The 16,397-nt window shown below is 37.9% G+C and carries 11 protein-coding genes and 1 pseudogene; 8 read left to right on the top strand and 4 right to left on the bottom strand.

The features are described from left to right. The first annotated feature begins 115 nt into the window (after window positions 1–115). From IO90_RS05465 to guaA, 6 genes and pseudogenes are all read left to right on the top strand, one after another. Window positions 116–1,588 (top strand): ATP-binding cassette domain-containing protein, encoded by a 1,473-nt coding sequence (locus IO90_RS05465; protein WP_185094380.1) that lies wholly within the window; start codon window positions 116–118, stop codon window positions 1,586–1,588. 128 nt (window positions 1,589–1,716) lie between these two features. Next, complete coding sequence (ilvA, locus tag IO90_RS05460) at window positions 1,717–2,985, top strand: threonine ammonia-lyase IlvA (RefSeq protein ID WP_034964796.1); 1,269 nt, start codon at window positions 1,717–1,719, stop codon at window positions 2,983–2,985. 130 nt (window positions 2,986–3,115) lie between these two features. Then, window positions 3,116–3,832, top strand: a pseudogene (locus IO90_RS05455) (pirin family protein). 191 nt (window positions 3,833–4,023) lie between these two features. Beyond that, window positions 4,024–5,262 (top strand): phosphoribosylamine--glycine ligase, encoded by a 1,239-nt coding sequence (purD, locus tag IO90_RS05450; protein WP_034964794.1) that lies wholly within the window; start codon window positions 4,024–4,026, stop codon window positions 5,260–5,262. A 418-nt stretch (window positions 5,263–5,680) separates the two neighbouring features. Beyond that, window positions 5,681–6,445: a methyltransferase domain-containing protein gene (locus tag IO90_RS05445; protein WP_034964792.1), complete on the top strand. Its 765-nt coding sequence runs from the start codon at window positions 5,681–5,683 to the stop codon at window positions 6,443–6,445. Between the two features lie 18 nt (window positions 6,446–6,463). Further along, window positions 6,464–7,993: a glutamine-hydrolyzing GMP synthase gene (gene guaA, locus IO90_RS05440; RefSeq protein WP_034964789.1), complete on the top strand. Its 1,530-nt coding sequence runs from the start codon at window positions 6,464–6,466 to the stop codon at window positions 7,991–7,993. A 58-nt stretch (window positions 7,994–8,051) separates the two neighbouring features. Here guaA and IO90_RS05435 read toward each other — a convergent pair whose 3' ends face one another. From IO90_RS05435 to dusB, 4 genes are all read right to left on the bottom strand, one after another. Continuing rightward, a complete protein-coding gene (locus IO90_RS05435) occupies window positions 8,052–9,767 on the bottom strand; it encodes a tetratricopeptide repeat protein (protein ID WP_034964786.1) in 1,716 nt (571 codons plus the stop codon). A gap of 306 nt (window positions 9,768–10,073) precedes the next feature. Then, entirely contained in the window at window positions 10,074–11,579 is a 1,506-nt protein-coding gene (locus tag IO90_RS05430) for an FMN-binding glutamate synthase family protein (protein WP_034964784.1), read from the bottom strand. Window positions 11,580–11,671: 92 nt separating this feature from the next. After that, window positions 11,672–13,303, bottom strand: a complete 1,632-nt coding sequence (locus IO90_RS05425; protein WP_034964782.1) for a M1 family metallopeptidase — start codon at window positions 13,301–13,303, stop codon at window positions 11,672–11,674. A 483-nt stretch (window positions 13,304–13,786) separates the two neighbouring features. Then, window positions 13,787–14,776, bottom strand: coding sequence for a tRNA dihydrouridine synthase DusB (dusB, locus tag IO90_RS05420; RefSeq protein ID WP_034964781.1), 990 nt, complete (start codon window positions 14,774–14,776; stop codon window positions 13,787–13,789). Window positions 14,777–14,862: 86 nt separating this feature from the next. Between dusB and IO90_RS05415 the strand changes: the two genes are divergently transcribed. Next, window positions 14,863–15,240 carry a c-type cytochrome gene (locus tag IO90_RS05415; protein ID WP_034964779.1) on the top strand — a complete coding sequence of 126 codons (378 nt, stop codon included), beginning with the start codon at window positions 14,863–14,865 and terminating at the stop codon, window positions 15,238–15,240. Then, window positions 15,240–16,163, top strand: coding sequence for a 23S rRNA (adenine(1618)-N(6))-methyltransferase RlmF (gene rlmF / locus IO90_RS05410; RefSeq protein ID WP_034964777.1), 924 nt, complete (start codon window positions 15,240–15,242; stop codon window positions 16,161–16,163). Before IO90_RS05415 ends, rlmF begins: the two co-directional genes overlap by 1 nt. Window positions 16,164–16,397: the final 234 nt, after the last annotated feature.

Raw genomic sequence — 16,397 nt, 5'->3', positions numbered from 1 at the left:
AATGATAAATTATATGCAAAACACTTTTCTAAGCGAAGCGCCTTTGTGAACCTTAAAATATTTTCAATAAAAATAAAAAAAACCTTCGCGCCCTTTGCGTTTAAAATTAAAAATAATGTCAACCCCAATCATCCAAATTTCAAATCTCAATTTCCAATATAGCAAACCCATATTGGAAGATTTAAACTGGGAAATATCTTCCGGCGAATGTTGGATGCTTGGCGGTTTGAGTGGAAGCGGAAAAACAACTTTAGCCAAAATCATTTCCGGCGAACTCAAAAACTTTGAAGGAAAACTGAAAGTCAGTTTTGATGAAAAGTCAAAGTTGCCAAAGAAGGTTTTGTACGTTTCAAATTGGTTTCAGTTCAGCAATCTGGAAGGCGACCGAAATTTTTACTATCAGCAACGATATAATCAACAAGTAAAAAATGACACGTTAACTGTTTTCGCAGAACTCAGTCATTTCGCAAAAGAAGAAAATCTTGATTTCGGAATATTAGAATCATATTTAGAATCATTTGGATTTGAGAATTTCAAAAATCAACAATTGATAGAACTTTCCAGTGGCGAACACAAAAAGTTACAATTGCTGAAAGCGCTTTGGCTCAAACCTCAAGTTTTGATTATCGACCAGCCTTACACAGGTTTGGATGTCAAATCAAGAAAGTTTTTGAATCAGGCGTTTGATGATTTAATTAAAGACAATGTCACATTGGTTTTAATTAATAATGACGATGAATATCCCGAAAGTGTTCAATATTTTGTAGAGATAGAAAATGGAAAATTAGTTCACAGAAAATCTCCAAAAGACTTTTCCAAAGGCGAAGAAAGAACACCAAAATCACTTCCTTTTTTTCTTCAAAACAATAATGAAAGTCAGAGAGAAAACTTAATCAAATTAGAAAATATCAGTATTTCTTACGGCGAAAAACAAGTCCTGAACAACATCGAATGGGAAGTGAATTCCGGCGAACAATGGCTGTTGCAGGGTCACAATGGTTCTGGAAAATCAACCTTGTTGAGTTTGCTGAATGGCGACCATCCACAAGCTTACGCCAATGAAATTCATCTTTTCGGACAGAAGCGGGGAAGTGGCGAAAGTATTTGGGATATCAAAGAAAAAATCGGAATGATTTCGCCCGAATTGCACTGGTATTTTGATATGAATGCGAATGTCGGACAAACGATTGCTTCTGGTTTTTTTGATTCAATGAGTTTGTATCAGAAACTGAGTTTTGACCAACAGCAACAGTTGGAACAGATTCTATATTTCTTCGATTTGAAGGACGATAAAAATAAGAAGTTAAAGACTTTACCACTTGGAAAACAACGCTTGGCTTTACTCGCAAGAACATTGATTAAAAAGCCAAAACTTCTGATTCTGGATGAGCCTTGTCAGGGAATGGATAATGAGCAGACGCAATATTTCAATCAGGTGATTGATGATTTGGCAAGTCAGGGACAATCGTTGATTTACGTCGGACATTTTGAATCTCAATTGCCAAAAAAACTCAGCCACAAACTTGTTCTGGAAAACGGAACTACACAAATCAAAAGTCGCTTTGAATTTTTAAATATTGAGAGATGATTACGCTCGCAGATTTAGCAAATTCAGCAGATTTCAAAATTTTAAATCTACCTAATCAGCTAAATCTGCGAGAATTAAAAATTTTAGAATAAAAATTAAAAACCAAAATCAAAGAATCTGTAATATAAATGAAGATGAACGAAACGCTCGTATTTCCAACCCTGGAAGCGGTAAAAGAAGCCCGAAAAAGTATAGAAAATGTCGTGAACTACACGCCATTGCAATACAATGCAAGATTGTCAGAAAAATTTGGAGCTAATATTTTCCTCAAAAGAGAAGATTTGCAACCTGTGAGGTCGTACAAATTGCGGGGTGCTTATAACAAAATCAAAACGCTGTTCAACGAAGGCAAGGTTTCTCAAGGAATTGTCTGTGCTAGTGCGGGAAATCACGCTCAAGGTGTGGCTTTTTCCTGCAAGCAACTTCAAATCAAAGGAACGATTTTTATGCCGGTGACAACACCAAAACAAAAGTTGGAACAAGTTGAAATGTTTGGCGGAAATTACGCCGAAATCAGATTGGTCGGCGATACTTTTGATGCTTCAAAAACGGCGGCTTTTGAGTTTGCGGAAACTTCGGGTGCGGCTTTCATCCATCCATTTGATGATGTTCAGATTATCGAAGGTCAGGCGACTTTGGCTTTGGAAATTTTGGAGCAGAATAAAAATCTTATTGATTTTATTTTTATTCCAATTGGCGGCGGCGGTTTAGCTTCAGGGATTGCAACGGTTTTCAAAGAATTGTCGAAAGAGACCAAACTGATTGGCGTTGAACCAAAAGGCGCACCGTCGATGAGATTGTCCATCGAAAATAACATCAATACAGAATTGTTGGAAGTCGATAGTTTTGTGGATGGTGCGGCTGTGAAAAGAGTAGGTGATTTGACTTTTGAGATTTGTAAAACTGCGCTGGAGGATTGTATTTCTGTGGATGAAGGAAAGATTTGTGAAACGATTTTGCAGTTGTATAATAAAGATGCGATTGTTTTGGAACCAGCCGGAGCACTTTCTATATCGGCTTTGGAACAATACAAAAATCAAATCAAAGGGAAAAATGTGGTTTGCATTGTCAGCGGAAGCAACAATGACATTACGAGAATGGAGGAAATCAAAGAGCGCGCTTTGCTGTACAATGGTTTGAAACATTATTTTATGGTCAAATTCCCTCAACGACCTGGCTCTCTTAAAGATTTCGTTCTGAATGTCCTCGGCTCAAACGACGACATCACGCATTTCGAATATACCAAGAAAAATTCACGAGAAACCGCTTTGGCAGTCGTTGGAATCGAACTTTCCAATCCTGAAGATTTTGAAGGTCTTAAACAGAGAATGCACGAACTCGGTTATTTTGAATCTTACCTTAATGATAATCCTGATGTTCTTAATATGCTCGTTTAATCATTGATCAAAACAAATAAACTCCGGCAATCGCTGGAGTTTGTCGTTCTTACCGTACATCAATGCTTAAAGATTTTGAAAGCTGGAAATTTGTGTAATCAAAAAAATCAAACACATTAAATCAATTAAAATGAAAACAGTTTATCATAAATCAGACAGCAGAGGTTATGCTAATCACGGTTGGTTGAAAAGTCACCACACGTTCAGCTTTGCAGGTTATCAAAATCCGGAAAGAATCCATTTCGGCGTTCTCCGGGTTTTGAATGACGATTTTGTACAAGGCGGAATGGGCTTCGGCAGACATCCGCACCGCGATATGGAAATTATTTCTATTCCGCTGGAAGGCGATTTGCGTCACGGCGATAATATGGGCAATTCCGGAATCATCAAAAAAGGAGACATCCAGGTAATGTCTGCAGGAACCGGAATTATGCACAGCGAAGAAAACGCGACCGAGCAACCTGTGAAATTTTTGTAAATCTGGATCATCCCAAACAAAACCGACGTCACACCAAGATATGACCAAATGGACATCGAGGAAAAATCGGTTAAGAATGACTTTCAGCAAATATTATCTCCCAATGTAGATGACGCAGGCGTTTGGATTCATCAAGATGCTTGGTTCAATTTGGCGAAGTTTGACAAAGGTTTTTTAAAAGAATATAAAATCCACAAATCTGGGAACGGCGTTTACGCTTTTGTCATCAAAGGCTCAGCCAAAATTGGAGAGCAGGTTTTGAATGAGAGAGACGGATTTGGAATTTGGGATGTGGAAAGTTTTGTATTGGAAGCTACAAAGGATTCAGAAGTTTTATTGATGGAAGTTCCAATGCAATTGCCAGTCTAGTTCAAATTTTATATTTATTTAAGAAAAATACCTCAAACTAGGTATAAGATTTGTCCTCAAAAAATCTTAAATTTGACACTTTAAAAAGTTAAACTGAAAACTAAGTGAAATGCAGATCATTAGAGTTTCTTTCACAGGAGGAAAATATGATTCGGCGTTTCATTTGACAAAAAAGATTTAAATAATAGCAAATGAGATTACTTATTGTTGGCAATGGTGGCCGTGCTTCGGCTCTAGCTTTGAAGCTGAGTGAGGATAGCAAAATCACAAAAATGTTTTTCGCACCCGGAAACGCCACTACCGAAAAATTAGGAGAAAATATCAACGAATCCGATATATTGGCATTGAGAGATTTTGCCATCAAGAACAAAGTCGATTTGACAATTGTAGGCCCAGAAGCACCTTTGGTAGAAGGGATTGTTGACGAATTCAAAAAAGTTGATCTCAAAGTATTTGGTCCAACTCAGAAGGCGGCGTCATTGGAAGGTAGCAAATCTTTTTCCAAGAAGTTTATGCAGACTTACGGCATCAAAACAGCGAAGGCCGTTATTTTTGATTCTTACGCAGATGCCAAAGAATATTTGCAGACTCAGGAGTTTCCTGTCGTGATCAAAGCGAGCGGACTTGCTGGTGGAAAAGGCGTTGTCATCGCCGAGGATCTGGAAGAAGCAGAAGGAACGATCCACGATTTTATGATCAAAAGGATCTTTGGAGATGCCGGAATTCAAGTCGTGATCGAGGAATTTCTTGAAGGTTTCGAAGCTTCAATTATCGGAGTTTCCAATGGTGAAAAATTATTCCCTTTCGTTTCAGCAAAAGATTATAAAAAAGCTGGAAACGGCGACAAAGGGCCAAACACTGGCGGAATGGGTTCTGTGGCGCCAAGCCCGGAATTTACAGACGCTCACAATCAGGATTTCATCCAGAATATTATGAATCCAACGGTAGAAGGACTTAAAAAAGAAGGCCTTAACTTCAAAGGATTTATCTTTTTCGGATTGATGATCACCAAAAACGGAACTTACCTTCTAGAGTACAATATGAGATTGGGAGATCCGGAAACGCAGGTGCTTTTGCCACTTTTGGAAAACAATTTGGTAGATGTCATCGAGGATTGTCTTAATGGAAAAGAATTGGATCTGAAGTTCAAAGACAAAAAAGCGGTGTGCTTGGTCGTTTGCTCTGGCGGTTATCCAAAAAACCACGAGACAGGCTACGAGATCACAGGTGTAGAAAAAGTGAAAAACAGCAAAGTTCTCTATGCTGGCGCAGATTACAGAGGAAGCAGAGTGGTTTCCACAGGCGGACGAGTGTTGAACATCGTGGCTTTGGGCGACACCTATGACGAGGCACGCAAAAAAGTGTACGAAGACGCCGTTCCGGTTCAGTTCGACTACGCCTTTTACCGAGACGATATTGCGAAATTTTAAAATATAAAGAGATGTTGGGCAACTAACGTCTCTTTTTTTTAGGAGCTTGATCCCGCTTTCCACTATATCTTTTTTTGTTACGACGTTTGGTCATCAAAAAGTAATTGATCCAAAAACAAAAAAAGGATGCCGTTGCAATCGGGGCTATGGGTTTCTTCAAAAATTGAAGTTTTGTCAATCAATAGAACATTTACAGATATTTAAAAATTATAGAATTAAGTGAGTTGAAAGCTTTGATGAGTTTGTAGTTTATACTGAGTTTGTCGAAGTGTCCTTGCGAACCTTAAAATATATTCAATAAGTCCAAGAAAATCTTGCGGACTTTGCGTTAAAAAAATAAGAATTAACTTCACTATCAACTATCAACTATCAACTATCAACTATCAACTATCAACCATCAACCATCAACCATTAAAAGATGCCCTGGAATCCGGAAACATACGAACAATTCAAAACAGAACGCTCAGCGCCCTTTTTTGACCTTTTGAATCTCGTAGATTCAAAACCGAATTTGTCTGTCATCGATCTAGGTTGCGGAACAGGCGAACTGACTTCGGGAATTTTTGGTTATCTGGAAAATCCAAACATTATTGGAATCGATTCTTCAGCCGAGATGTTGGAGAAGGCGGAAAAACATTCCACAGAAAATTTAAAATTCTTCCAAAGAGGCGTTGAAGAACAATTGGAGTTGGACGAGAAATTTGATCTCATCATCGCCAACGCCAGTTTGCAATGGTGCACAGAGCATACGGAACTTTTTCCAGACCTCATTTCAAAACTAAATGAAGATGGACAATTGGCAGTTCAAGTGCCCTCCAATCATAATTTTATCGTTCATCAATTGCTTTCGAAAGTAGCAGAAATGGAACCTTATAAAAAAGAATTCAAAGCTTGGGTCAGAGAATATCCAGTTTTGAAAATCGACGAGTACGCCAAGATTTTATATGACAACAACGGAAAAGACATCAATGTGTTCGAGAAAGTCTATCCACACGTGATGGAAAATTCAGATGCCGTTTTCGAATGGGCTTCCGGAACAGCCATCATTCCTTTTTTAGAAAAATTACCAGAAGAATTGAGAGAAAACTACAAAGCGGATTACAAGGCAGAACTTAAAAAAGTGTTTTCAGGTTCGCCTGTTTTCTATCCATTCAAAAGAACATTTATTTACGCAAAATTTTAAAAATATTACAACAACTATATGCACAACGGAATTATCATTTTAGACTTCGGTTCCCAATACAATCAACTCATCGGAAGAAGGATCCGTGAGATGGAAGTCTATTCAGAAATATTACCTTTCAACACGCCATTGTCAGAGATCTTGGAGAAGAAACCAAGAGGGATCATCCTTTCTGGCGGACCAAGTTCTGTGAATGCAGAGAACGCCCATTTGGTAGAAAAAGAAATCTACGAACAAGGAATTCCAGTTCTTGGAATCTGCTACGGAATGCAATTGACCGCACATCTTTTGGGCGGTAAAGTGGCAAAAGGTGACAAAGGTGAGTACGGAAAAGCACATTTGGAAATCGTAAAAGAAAATGATTTGCTGAAAGGCGTTTATCAAAATTCCATCGTTTGGATGAGCCATTTCGATGAGGTTTCGCAATTGCCAGCAGGTTTCGAACTCAATGCAAAATCTGGCGTTATTGCTTCCATTTCAAATCCTGAGAAAAAAATCTACGGCGTTCAATTCCATCCTGAAGTTTCGCATTCTGAGGAAGGTGGAAAGATGATAGAGAATTTTGTTTTCGAAATCTGTAAAGCGGACAAAAACTGGAAACTGACCAATTACATCGAAAAAACGGTTGCCGAGATCAAAGAAAAAGTGGGCGACCAAAAGGTAATTTTGGGATTGTCTGGTGGCGTGGATTCTTCCGTTGCCGCGGTCTTGATTCATAAAGCCATCGGTGATCAACTGAATTGCATCTTCGTAGACACAGGACTTTTGCGAAAAGATGAAGACAAAAAAGTAATGGAAAATTACGGCAAGCATTTCAAAATGAACATCAAGTTGGTGGAAGCTTCCGAAAGATTCTTATCCAAATTGGCTGGCATTGGCGATCCAGAACAAAAAAGAAAAATCATAGGCAACGAGTTCGTTCACGTGTTCGACGAAGAATCCAAAAAAATTGAAGGCGCCAAATTCTTAGCACAAGGTACAATCTATCCAGATGTCATCGAATCTCAGTCTGTCAAAGGACCTTCTGCGGTGATCAAATCGCATCACAACGTGGGCGGATTGCCAGAAGAAATGGAATTCGAATTGTTGGAGCCTTTGCGAGAATTGTTCAAAGATGAGGTAAGAAAAGTAGGAGAGGAATTAGGTATTCCACACGAGTTGGTTTACAGACATCCGTTCCCAGGACCAGGTTTGGGAATACGAGTTCTTGGAGAAGTGGATGCTGAAAAAGTAAGAATTCTGCAAGAAGCAGACGATATTTTCATCGAGGAATTGTACAAAAATGACCTTTACGAAAAAGTGTCTCAAGCGTTCGTAGTTTTACTTCCTGTAAAATCTGTTGGCGTAATGGGCGACGAGAGAACTTACGAATATACAGCAGTTGTTCGTTCTGCAAACACCATCGACTTTATGACCGCAACTTGGAGCAGATTGCCTTATGAGTTTTTGGACACAGTTTCCAGCAGGATCATTAATGAAGTCCGTGGTATCAATAGAGTAGCTTACGATATTAGTTCAAAACCACCTGCAACAATTGAGTGGGAATAGAATATTGATAAATTATAAAGATAGATCCAGCAATTTTTTTGTTGGATTTTTTTTTTGATTAATTTCCCAAAAACAGATCCTGATATTTTTCTCCAAATCTTTTCTTCAATCGTTGCTTGGATTTTTTCACCGCTTCGATCGTAATTCCTAGCAACGATGAGACTTCTTGGTTGGACAATCCCAATTTCATCAAGCTTGTAATTCTCAGATTTGATTCGGTGAGGTCTGGGAAATCCGTCATCAATAATTTAAAATAATCTGGATATTCGTGTTGGAAAGCATCTTTGAAATTCATCCAATTCTCATCCGTCATCAGATGGGAATCCAATAGTTTTTGCAATTGTTGTTTCTCTTTTTCGATGGAAGAAGAAGAGGAGTTTTTGATTTTCAGCAATTCTTTGTTCAGCAATTCTATCTGCTCATTTTTTTCGGTGAGATAAGTGCTGTAAGACGACAAGGTTTTATTGGTCTCCAGAAATTTCTGTTCAGATTTTACCTTCTCAAGTTCAAGTCTCAGAACAGTTTTGTAGTACTTGTCCTTCCTTGTTTTAAGTTGTTTTCGATTGAAAATAATCAACAGGATAATGATGAAAAATAACAAAACAGAGACAACGATAATTGCTTTGTTTTTCAGCTGTTCCTTTTCGAATTGAGCGTTTGCAAGGCTTAATTTGCTTGCGTATCTTTCTTTTTGGGCAAGAATATTACTGCGTTCCAAATTCTTTTCACTGTCGCTGTCCGTGAGTTCATCTTCCAGTTCGTTCAGTTTTCTCAAGGCAGATAATTCCTTTTCTGGATCGTTTTCTTTTTGAGCGATTTTCAGATTCAGCTGTTCAATTTCGAAGACAGATTTCTTTAGATGAGGTTTCGATTCCGCGTATTTTTTGGCTTGAGTCAGAAGTTTTTTGGCTTCGTCGATTTGATTTTTATCAATGAGAATTCTGCTCAGCAAAATCTCCGCGTAGTTTGTATTGTTGTGACTTTGAAGTTTTCTGGAAATCTCAAGATCCTGTTCCAATAATCTGACAGCTTTGCCAAGATTCCCTTTTTTATACTCCAAAAGTCCAAAATTCCCCAAAACTTTTGCATATCTTATTTGGTCATTGATAGATTTGGAAATAGTCTCCGCTTCCGAAAAGTATTTTTTAGCATTTTCAAATTGATTCAGTTCAAGATAGTAAAAACCAATATTATCTTTAATGGCGGATAATTCCTTAGAATTTGGTTCAGCAAACTGCTCGGCTTTTTGTAAATAATGGATGGCTTCATTTGTGTCGCCAATCGTTCCCATAAAGAAACCAATCTTTTTAAAACTATCACTAGGTAGAATGATGGCGCTGGCCTCGGTCTGTCTGATTTTGTTGTCAGCATCTAGATAAACTTGAAGTGCCTCGGTAGTTTTTTTGTAATCGTAGAGATAGAATGCATAATTTACCAAAGCCCAAATTTCCAATCCGTGGTTTTCTTCGGATTTTGCCAAAGCCAAAGATTTAGAAAAATTGTGATTGCTGGTTTTATTAATGCTTTCGTTAGCAGAAGCAAATCCACTTGCTAACATATTATAATAGACAATGTGGAGATTCTTGTCCGAGGATTTGATTAATGGCGATAAGTAAGATTTAAGAGCATTTGTATCTTTTCCAAAATTCTTGCTTTGAAGAATGATCGATTCTATTTTTTTCTTAGAATCCAGATTTTTATCGATGACAATATTCTGCGAAAAAATATTTTCGGAGAAGAAAAATAAAAGAATTATGATGTAAATCTGCTTCAAATAACCACTTATTCTTATGCAAATTACAATAAAACATTAGTTTTTCTATTGATTTTAGGATTAATTATTATTAAATACCAAAATTCGATTATTTAACTATTTGATTTTCAGTTGTCTTTATTTGTAAAATAATTTGTCCACCCGATGTCCACCCCTCATTTTTGCTAATAGATGGAGGAACTTCTAATTTTGAAGTATTCAATAACCATAAGAGCTTTCATTTCTTAACGAAATGGAAAATGAATTTTCTAAAAAGACCTATTCAAATCTGAATAGGTCTTTGATTTTTCTCAGCGTAAATGTAGATTACTTCCTTCTTACATTCTCCAAAATGTCTGGAAAATAAGTGTCAGACAAATGTTCAAACTCATCGCCACGCATAAACATAGAGGCATCTACTTGGTCGTAAGTTTCTCTTCCCGCGGCTGCTATCAGTTCGTTGCAAGTGTGCAAAGTGTTTTTATGGAACTGGTAAACACGTTCTGTCTTATCATTGGTATCAAGACCTTTGATCAGCATTTTATCTTGCGTTGCAACGCCTGTTGGACAAGTGTTGGTGTTACATCTCAGTGCTTGGATGCAACCCAAAGAAAACATAAAACCTCTAGCGTTGTTGCAAAGGTCGGCGCCCATCGCAACGGCTCTTAAAATATCCAACGAAGTCAGGACTTTTCCACTGGCAATGATTCTTAATTTGTCTCTAACTTCATAATTCATCAAAGTTTTATTCACAAAAATCAAGGCCGGTTCCAAAGGCATTCCAACACCATCTGAGAACTCTGGCGGTGCAGCGCCGGTTCCACCTTCTGCGCCATCTACGGTAATGAAGTCTGGATAAATATTTAAAATGTTCATCTGCTCACAAATGTCTTCAAACTCTTTGGTGTCGCCGATGCAAAGTTTAAAACCGGTTGGTTTTCCACCAGACAATTCACGCAATTGATCTACAAATCTCAACAAACCTGCAGCATCGGAAAAAGCGCTGTGCGATGGTGGCGAAAGAATCGTAACGCCAGGTGGTACGTGACGGATAGCGGCAATCTCCGGCGTATTTTTCACAGCTGGCAAAACACCGCCGTGACCTGGTTTGGCACCTTGAGATAATTTGATCTCGATCATTTTCACATTTTCCAGATTCGCATATTTTTTAAACAATTCCGCATCGAAGTTTCCTTCTTCATTTCTGCATCCAAAGTAACCGGTTCCAATTTGCCAGCAAAGGTCGCCACCTTCCAAATGATGTGGAGAGATGCCTCCTTCGCCCGTGTTGTGGTAGAAATTTCCTTTTTTCGCACCTCGGTTCAGCGCCATCTGAGCACGGTCACTCAAGGCTCCGAAACTCATTGCAGAAATGTTGAGAAGCGACGCATTGTATGGCTGTTTGCAATTTTCGCCAATCAAAACTCTCGGCAATTCCTCTTTCGGATGTTTGGCGTAGATAGAATGTTTGATGCCTTCATATTTCCGATGGTTGATTTCCAGCTGGGTTCCGAACGGCACAGTATCGCTCACATTTTTGGAACGTCTGTAAGCGGCTGATCTTTGATGTCTTGGAAATGGTTTTCCGTCGGTTTCTCTTTCGATGAAATATTGTTGGATCTCTGGCGAAATCTCCTCAAAGATATAACGGAAATAACCGAGAACAGGGAAGTTTCTGAGAATGGCGTGTTTGGTTTGATACGTATTGTAAATTCCTAGAAGATAAATGAACGTCAAAAAAATCGGAATCCAATAATGTGCTTTTATAAGCAAAGCGGTTGTCCAAGTCACTATTAACAAAACAATTCCCCAGAAAATGAATTTATTTCTCATATCGATTTTTGATTTTTTTAATCGGTGTTAAATATAAAACCATTCCAAAGATAATTTTGAAATGGTTTTAATAAATTAAATTTAGTGAAATCTTAGTAAACTTGATTTACCTCGATGTAATAATTTTTATTGAATTCCACGGGTTTGTCAGATTTCAAAGTCGTGGTTTGAGATTGTTCTGTCGGTTTCAATTCTTGTCCGTCTGCCAATCTAATTGGGAACTTCAAATTCGGAATCACGTTGGTCCATTTGTACGTCAGTTGATTTCCTGTTTGCTTATATTCCAAAGTTGGGATTTTCGCTGTTCTTAGATATTGATCAAAAATTGACTTTAGATCAATTCCACTTTTTTCAATGAAATAGTTTTGAATTTGTTCTGCCGTCACAGTTTGATGGTAGAAATCTTTATTAAGTCCTCTCAAAATTTGACGAAACTTGTCATCATTATTAATGACAGTTCGAATCGTGTGAATCATATTCGAGCCTTTTGGGTACATATCTCCACTTCCTTCGTTTCTCACGCCATATTGCCCGATGATCGCTTTGTCGTTTTGAATGTTGTTTCTTATGCCTTGTGTGTACTTGTCTCCATCAGCTTTTCCCCAAAGGCTTTCCACATAAAGCGTTTCGGAATAAGTTGTGAAACTCTCGTGAATCCACATATCCGCTTGATCTTTCGCCGTAATGTTATTCGCAAACCACTCGTGTCCGGTTTCGTGGATGATGATGTAATCCCACTTCATTCCGATGCCCGTTCCAGACATATCATGACCCAGATAACCGTTCATATATTTATTTCCGTATGCCACGTTGCTTTGATGTTCCATCCCAAGATGTGGTGACTCTACCAGTTTGTAAGAATCTTCATAAAAAGGATAAGGACCAAACCAACTTTCGAAGGATTTCATCATCGGTTTCACTTGCTCGAATTGTTTTTTAGCTTTGTCAAGGTTGTAATCCAAAACCCAATAGTCCAAATCAAGTTTTCCTTTTTCGCCATCAAAAGTATCTTTGAAATTCACATATTTCCCGATGGACGGAATAATGGAATAAGCATTGATCGGATTTTTAACTTCCCAAAGCCAAGATTTTTTATCACCAATATTTTCTTGTTTAATGAGCCTTCCGCCTGCAACTCCAACCAGATCTTTTGGCGTAATGATTTTGAAAGTTGTTCCATTATCTGGTTCATCGCTCCAAATATCTTTGCAAGGAAGCCAAATGCTCGCGCCAATTCCTTCGTCTGCAACCGTCATCCACGGATTGCCGTTTTTGTCTTTTGCGAACATCCAACCGCCGTCCCAAGGTGCATTTTTTGCAATCACGGGATTTCCGGAAAAGTCAATGTCAATCACGAATTTTTCTCCTTTCTTGAAGCTTTTTTTCGTGTGAAGGAATATAAAATCACCATCAACTCTTTGCTCCACGATAGGAAAGTTTGCTTTGATTCTATCAGCCTTCATTGGATTTTGAAGGTCAATCTGAAAAATAGGATTGGTCACATTTTTTTCAATTTCGATGCTGATTTTGTTGCTTCCTTTGATGCTTTTTGCTTCGAAGTTCGGTTCCAAGACGATGTCATATTTTTTCACATCCCAAAAGTTCCTGAATTTCGTATTGGAACCTTTCAGCGAATCTGTCTTGGTGAATTTCTCCGGCGACTCGAAAAACTGAGCTTTGGAAAATCCCATCGCCAATATGGAAAGAAGAAGTAGTTTTTTCATTTTTATTTTTTTGAGACTTAATAAGTTGATGGTAAACTGTTAAAAGTTACAAGAAGTTTAAATAATATTTTCCTAGAATCTAAAGTTTGTTTAAGTTTTTAGAATCTTGAGGATTTGGCAGATTAAGTAGATTTTTCATTTTAAAACAAATCTGCAAGATTAGCTGAATCTGCGAGAGCAATCATTTCTTTGATATATTAGAGCCTGTTTGAATTTCATCAAAATTATTTCCCCGACCCTAAAGGGAGTAATTTTGATGAAATTTTCAAGGTGTTTTTCCACCCTTTAGGGTTGGGGAAAAGAAAAATGCTTTGAAAATTTTATTTTTAATCATTTTTAAACAGGCTCTTAATTGGGTCAAATTTAAACATTCTCTTGACAGGTTTTAACCACAAAGAACACGAAGATTTTCACGAAGTTCACAATTTATTTTGATTTCGTGCACTTTGTGAAAAACCTTGTGTCCTTTGTGGTTAAAGAAAATTAAATTGCATTTTCCAAATAGAAATGCTTCGTCTCCTCGATGATTTCATCAATTTGTTCAAGCGTCAAAGCCTGAAGAAACTTAGTTTTAAATTCTTTGAAATGTGGAATTCCGCGGAAGTAATTGCTGTAGTGTTGTCTCATTTCCACAATTCCGGGACGTTCGCCTTTCCATTCCACAGACCAAAGTGCGTGGTTTTTCACAGCATCCAATCTTTCTGCAATGGTTGGTTCAGGAAGAATTTCGCCAGTTTTGAAAAAATGTTTCACCTCATTGAAAATCCAGGGATATCCAATCGCGCCACGACCAATCATAATGCCGTCACAGTTGTATTTGTTTTTGTATTCCAAAGCTTTTTCAGGAGAATCGATATCGCCGTTTCCAAAGATCGGGATTTCGATATTCGGATTGTTTTTGATTCTCGAAATATGTTCCCAATCGGCTTCGCCTTTGTACATTTGGGCACGTGTTCTGGCGTGGATGGTCAAAGCTTTGATGCCGACATCCTGCAATCTTTCAGCCACTTCATCAATATTGATAGAATCATTGTCCCAACCCAACCTGGTTTTTACGGTCACAGGTAAATGGGTGGAGTTCACAACGGCTTTGGTCAATCTTACCATCAAGTCAATATCTTTCAAAACGCCTGCACCTGCGCCTTTGCAAACCACTTTTTTTACAGGACATCCATAATTAATATCGACAATATCTGGCTCAACAGTTTCCACAATCCTTGCTGACATTGCCATTGCTTCTTCATCGCCTCCAAAAATCTGAATACCGACAGGTCTTTCATAATCAAAAATATCTAGCTTTTTGCGACTTTTTATCGCATCACGAATCAAGCCTTCAGAAGAAATAAATTCTGAATACATCAAGTCTGCGCCGTGCATTTTGCACAATTTTCTGAAAGGCGGATCACTCACATCCTCCATCGGAGCCAAAAGAAGTGGAAAATCCGGAAGTTCTATGTTGCCAATTTTTACCATTCTGCAAAGATAATGATTCCTTTTCGGACTAATTTAAAATCAATCTTAATTCGTAATTCGATAAATTTGTGATGTAATATTTTGAAATGAAAAAAATAATCTCATTTGCTCTGGTAGCTGTTTTATTCTCTTGTTCTAAAAAAGACAACAATGATTATGCTGAAGATTTGACAGTTGAAGAAGTAACGCCAACAGTTGTTACAGACCCGATTGCAGAAGGAAAATCTTTGGTTGAAGGTGCAGACTGTTTGGGCTGTCATAAAATGGATGAAAAAATGATAGGACCATCCTACAAAGAAGTTTCTGCGAAATATGAAAACACGCCGGAAAATGTAGAAATGCTGGCCGAAAAAATCATCAAAGGAAGTTCTGGAATTTGGGGCGATGTTCCAATGCCGGCACACAATGGAATGAGCAAAGAAAATGCGAAATATATGGCGCAATATATTTTATCTTCGAAATAATGACCGATAAATCCAGTCTCCATCCCAGAAATCTCCACCGCAATTCCTACGATTTCGAAGAATTGATTGTCTCAGTTCCCGAACTGAAACATTACGTTTTCAAAAATGATTACGATACGTTGACGATTAATTTCAGTCTTCCACAAGCGGTGAAATTGCTCAACAAAGCTTTGCTCTTGAAATATTACAATGTCAAAAATTGGGATATTCCGGAAGGTAATCTTTGTCCGCCGATTCCTGGTCGTGCAGATTACGTCCATTATTTAGCGGATTTATTGGCGGAAGAAAATGGCGAGATTCCAACTGGAAATTCAGTGAAAGGTTTGGATATTGGAACGGGCGCCAATCTCGTTTATCCATTGATTGCAAATAGTTTTTATGGCTGGGAAATGTTGGGAACAGATATTAATAAAGATTCTCTTGAAAACGCGCAGAAAATTTTGGATAATAATTCTGAATTATCAGAAAATATTCATTTAAAATTCCAACCTGATTCTGATTTTATTTTCAAAAACATCATTTCGAAAAACGACAAATTCGCATTCTCGATGTGCAATCCGCCTTTCCACGAATCTGAGGAAGATGCAATGTTGGGAAATCGACGAAAAAATAACAATCTCAGAAAAAAGAAAGTAGAGAAACCCAATCTTAATTTCAGTGGCAATGCCTCCGAACTTTGGTGCGAAGGAGGCGAGGAAGCTTTCATCAAAAGTATGATCATCGAAAGTGTAGAATTTTCTTCAAACGTTCTTTGGTTTACGAGTTTGGTTTCTAAAAAAGACAATCTTCATCAACTGACAACACTTCTGAAAAATCTCAAAGTACCAGAATTTAAAACCATTGATATGGCGCAAGGTCAGAAGATCAGCCGTATTTTGGCTTGGACATTTGTCCTGAAAGACAGTAGGAGAGATTGGTTTTAGAATTATTTGGCAGCTTTTTCCGCCTTCCGTTCCCAATCTTTTTGCCGTCGCATTTCCAGCCGCAAAAAAAGGATTTCCACTCCTTTAGATTTGCAATAATAAAATATGATTGGAAAATATTAAATTTAGAAAAGAGAAAAGCATTTAATTAAACTTTGCTCCGCTCCGGGAAAAACCCATGGCTTGATTTAGAATTAAATGCTCTTTCTTTCATTGAGATTCAAATAGAAATTA

The sequence above is a fragment of the Chryseobacterium sp. FH1 genome (assembly GCF_000735135.1).
In the GTDB taxonomy this organism is placed as follows: domain Bacteria; phylum Bacteroidota; class Bacteroidia; order Flavobacteriales; family Weeksellaceae; genus Epilithonimonas.
Note: the sequence above shows the minus strand (reverse complement) of the source record. Positions and strands in the feature narration are given on the sequence as shown.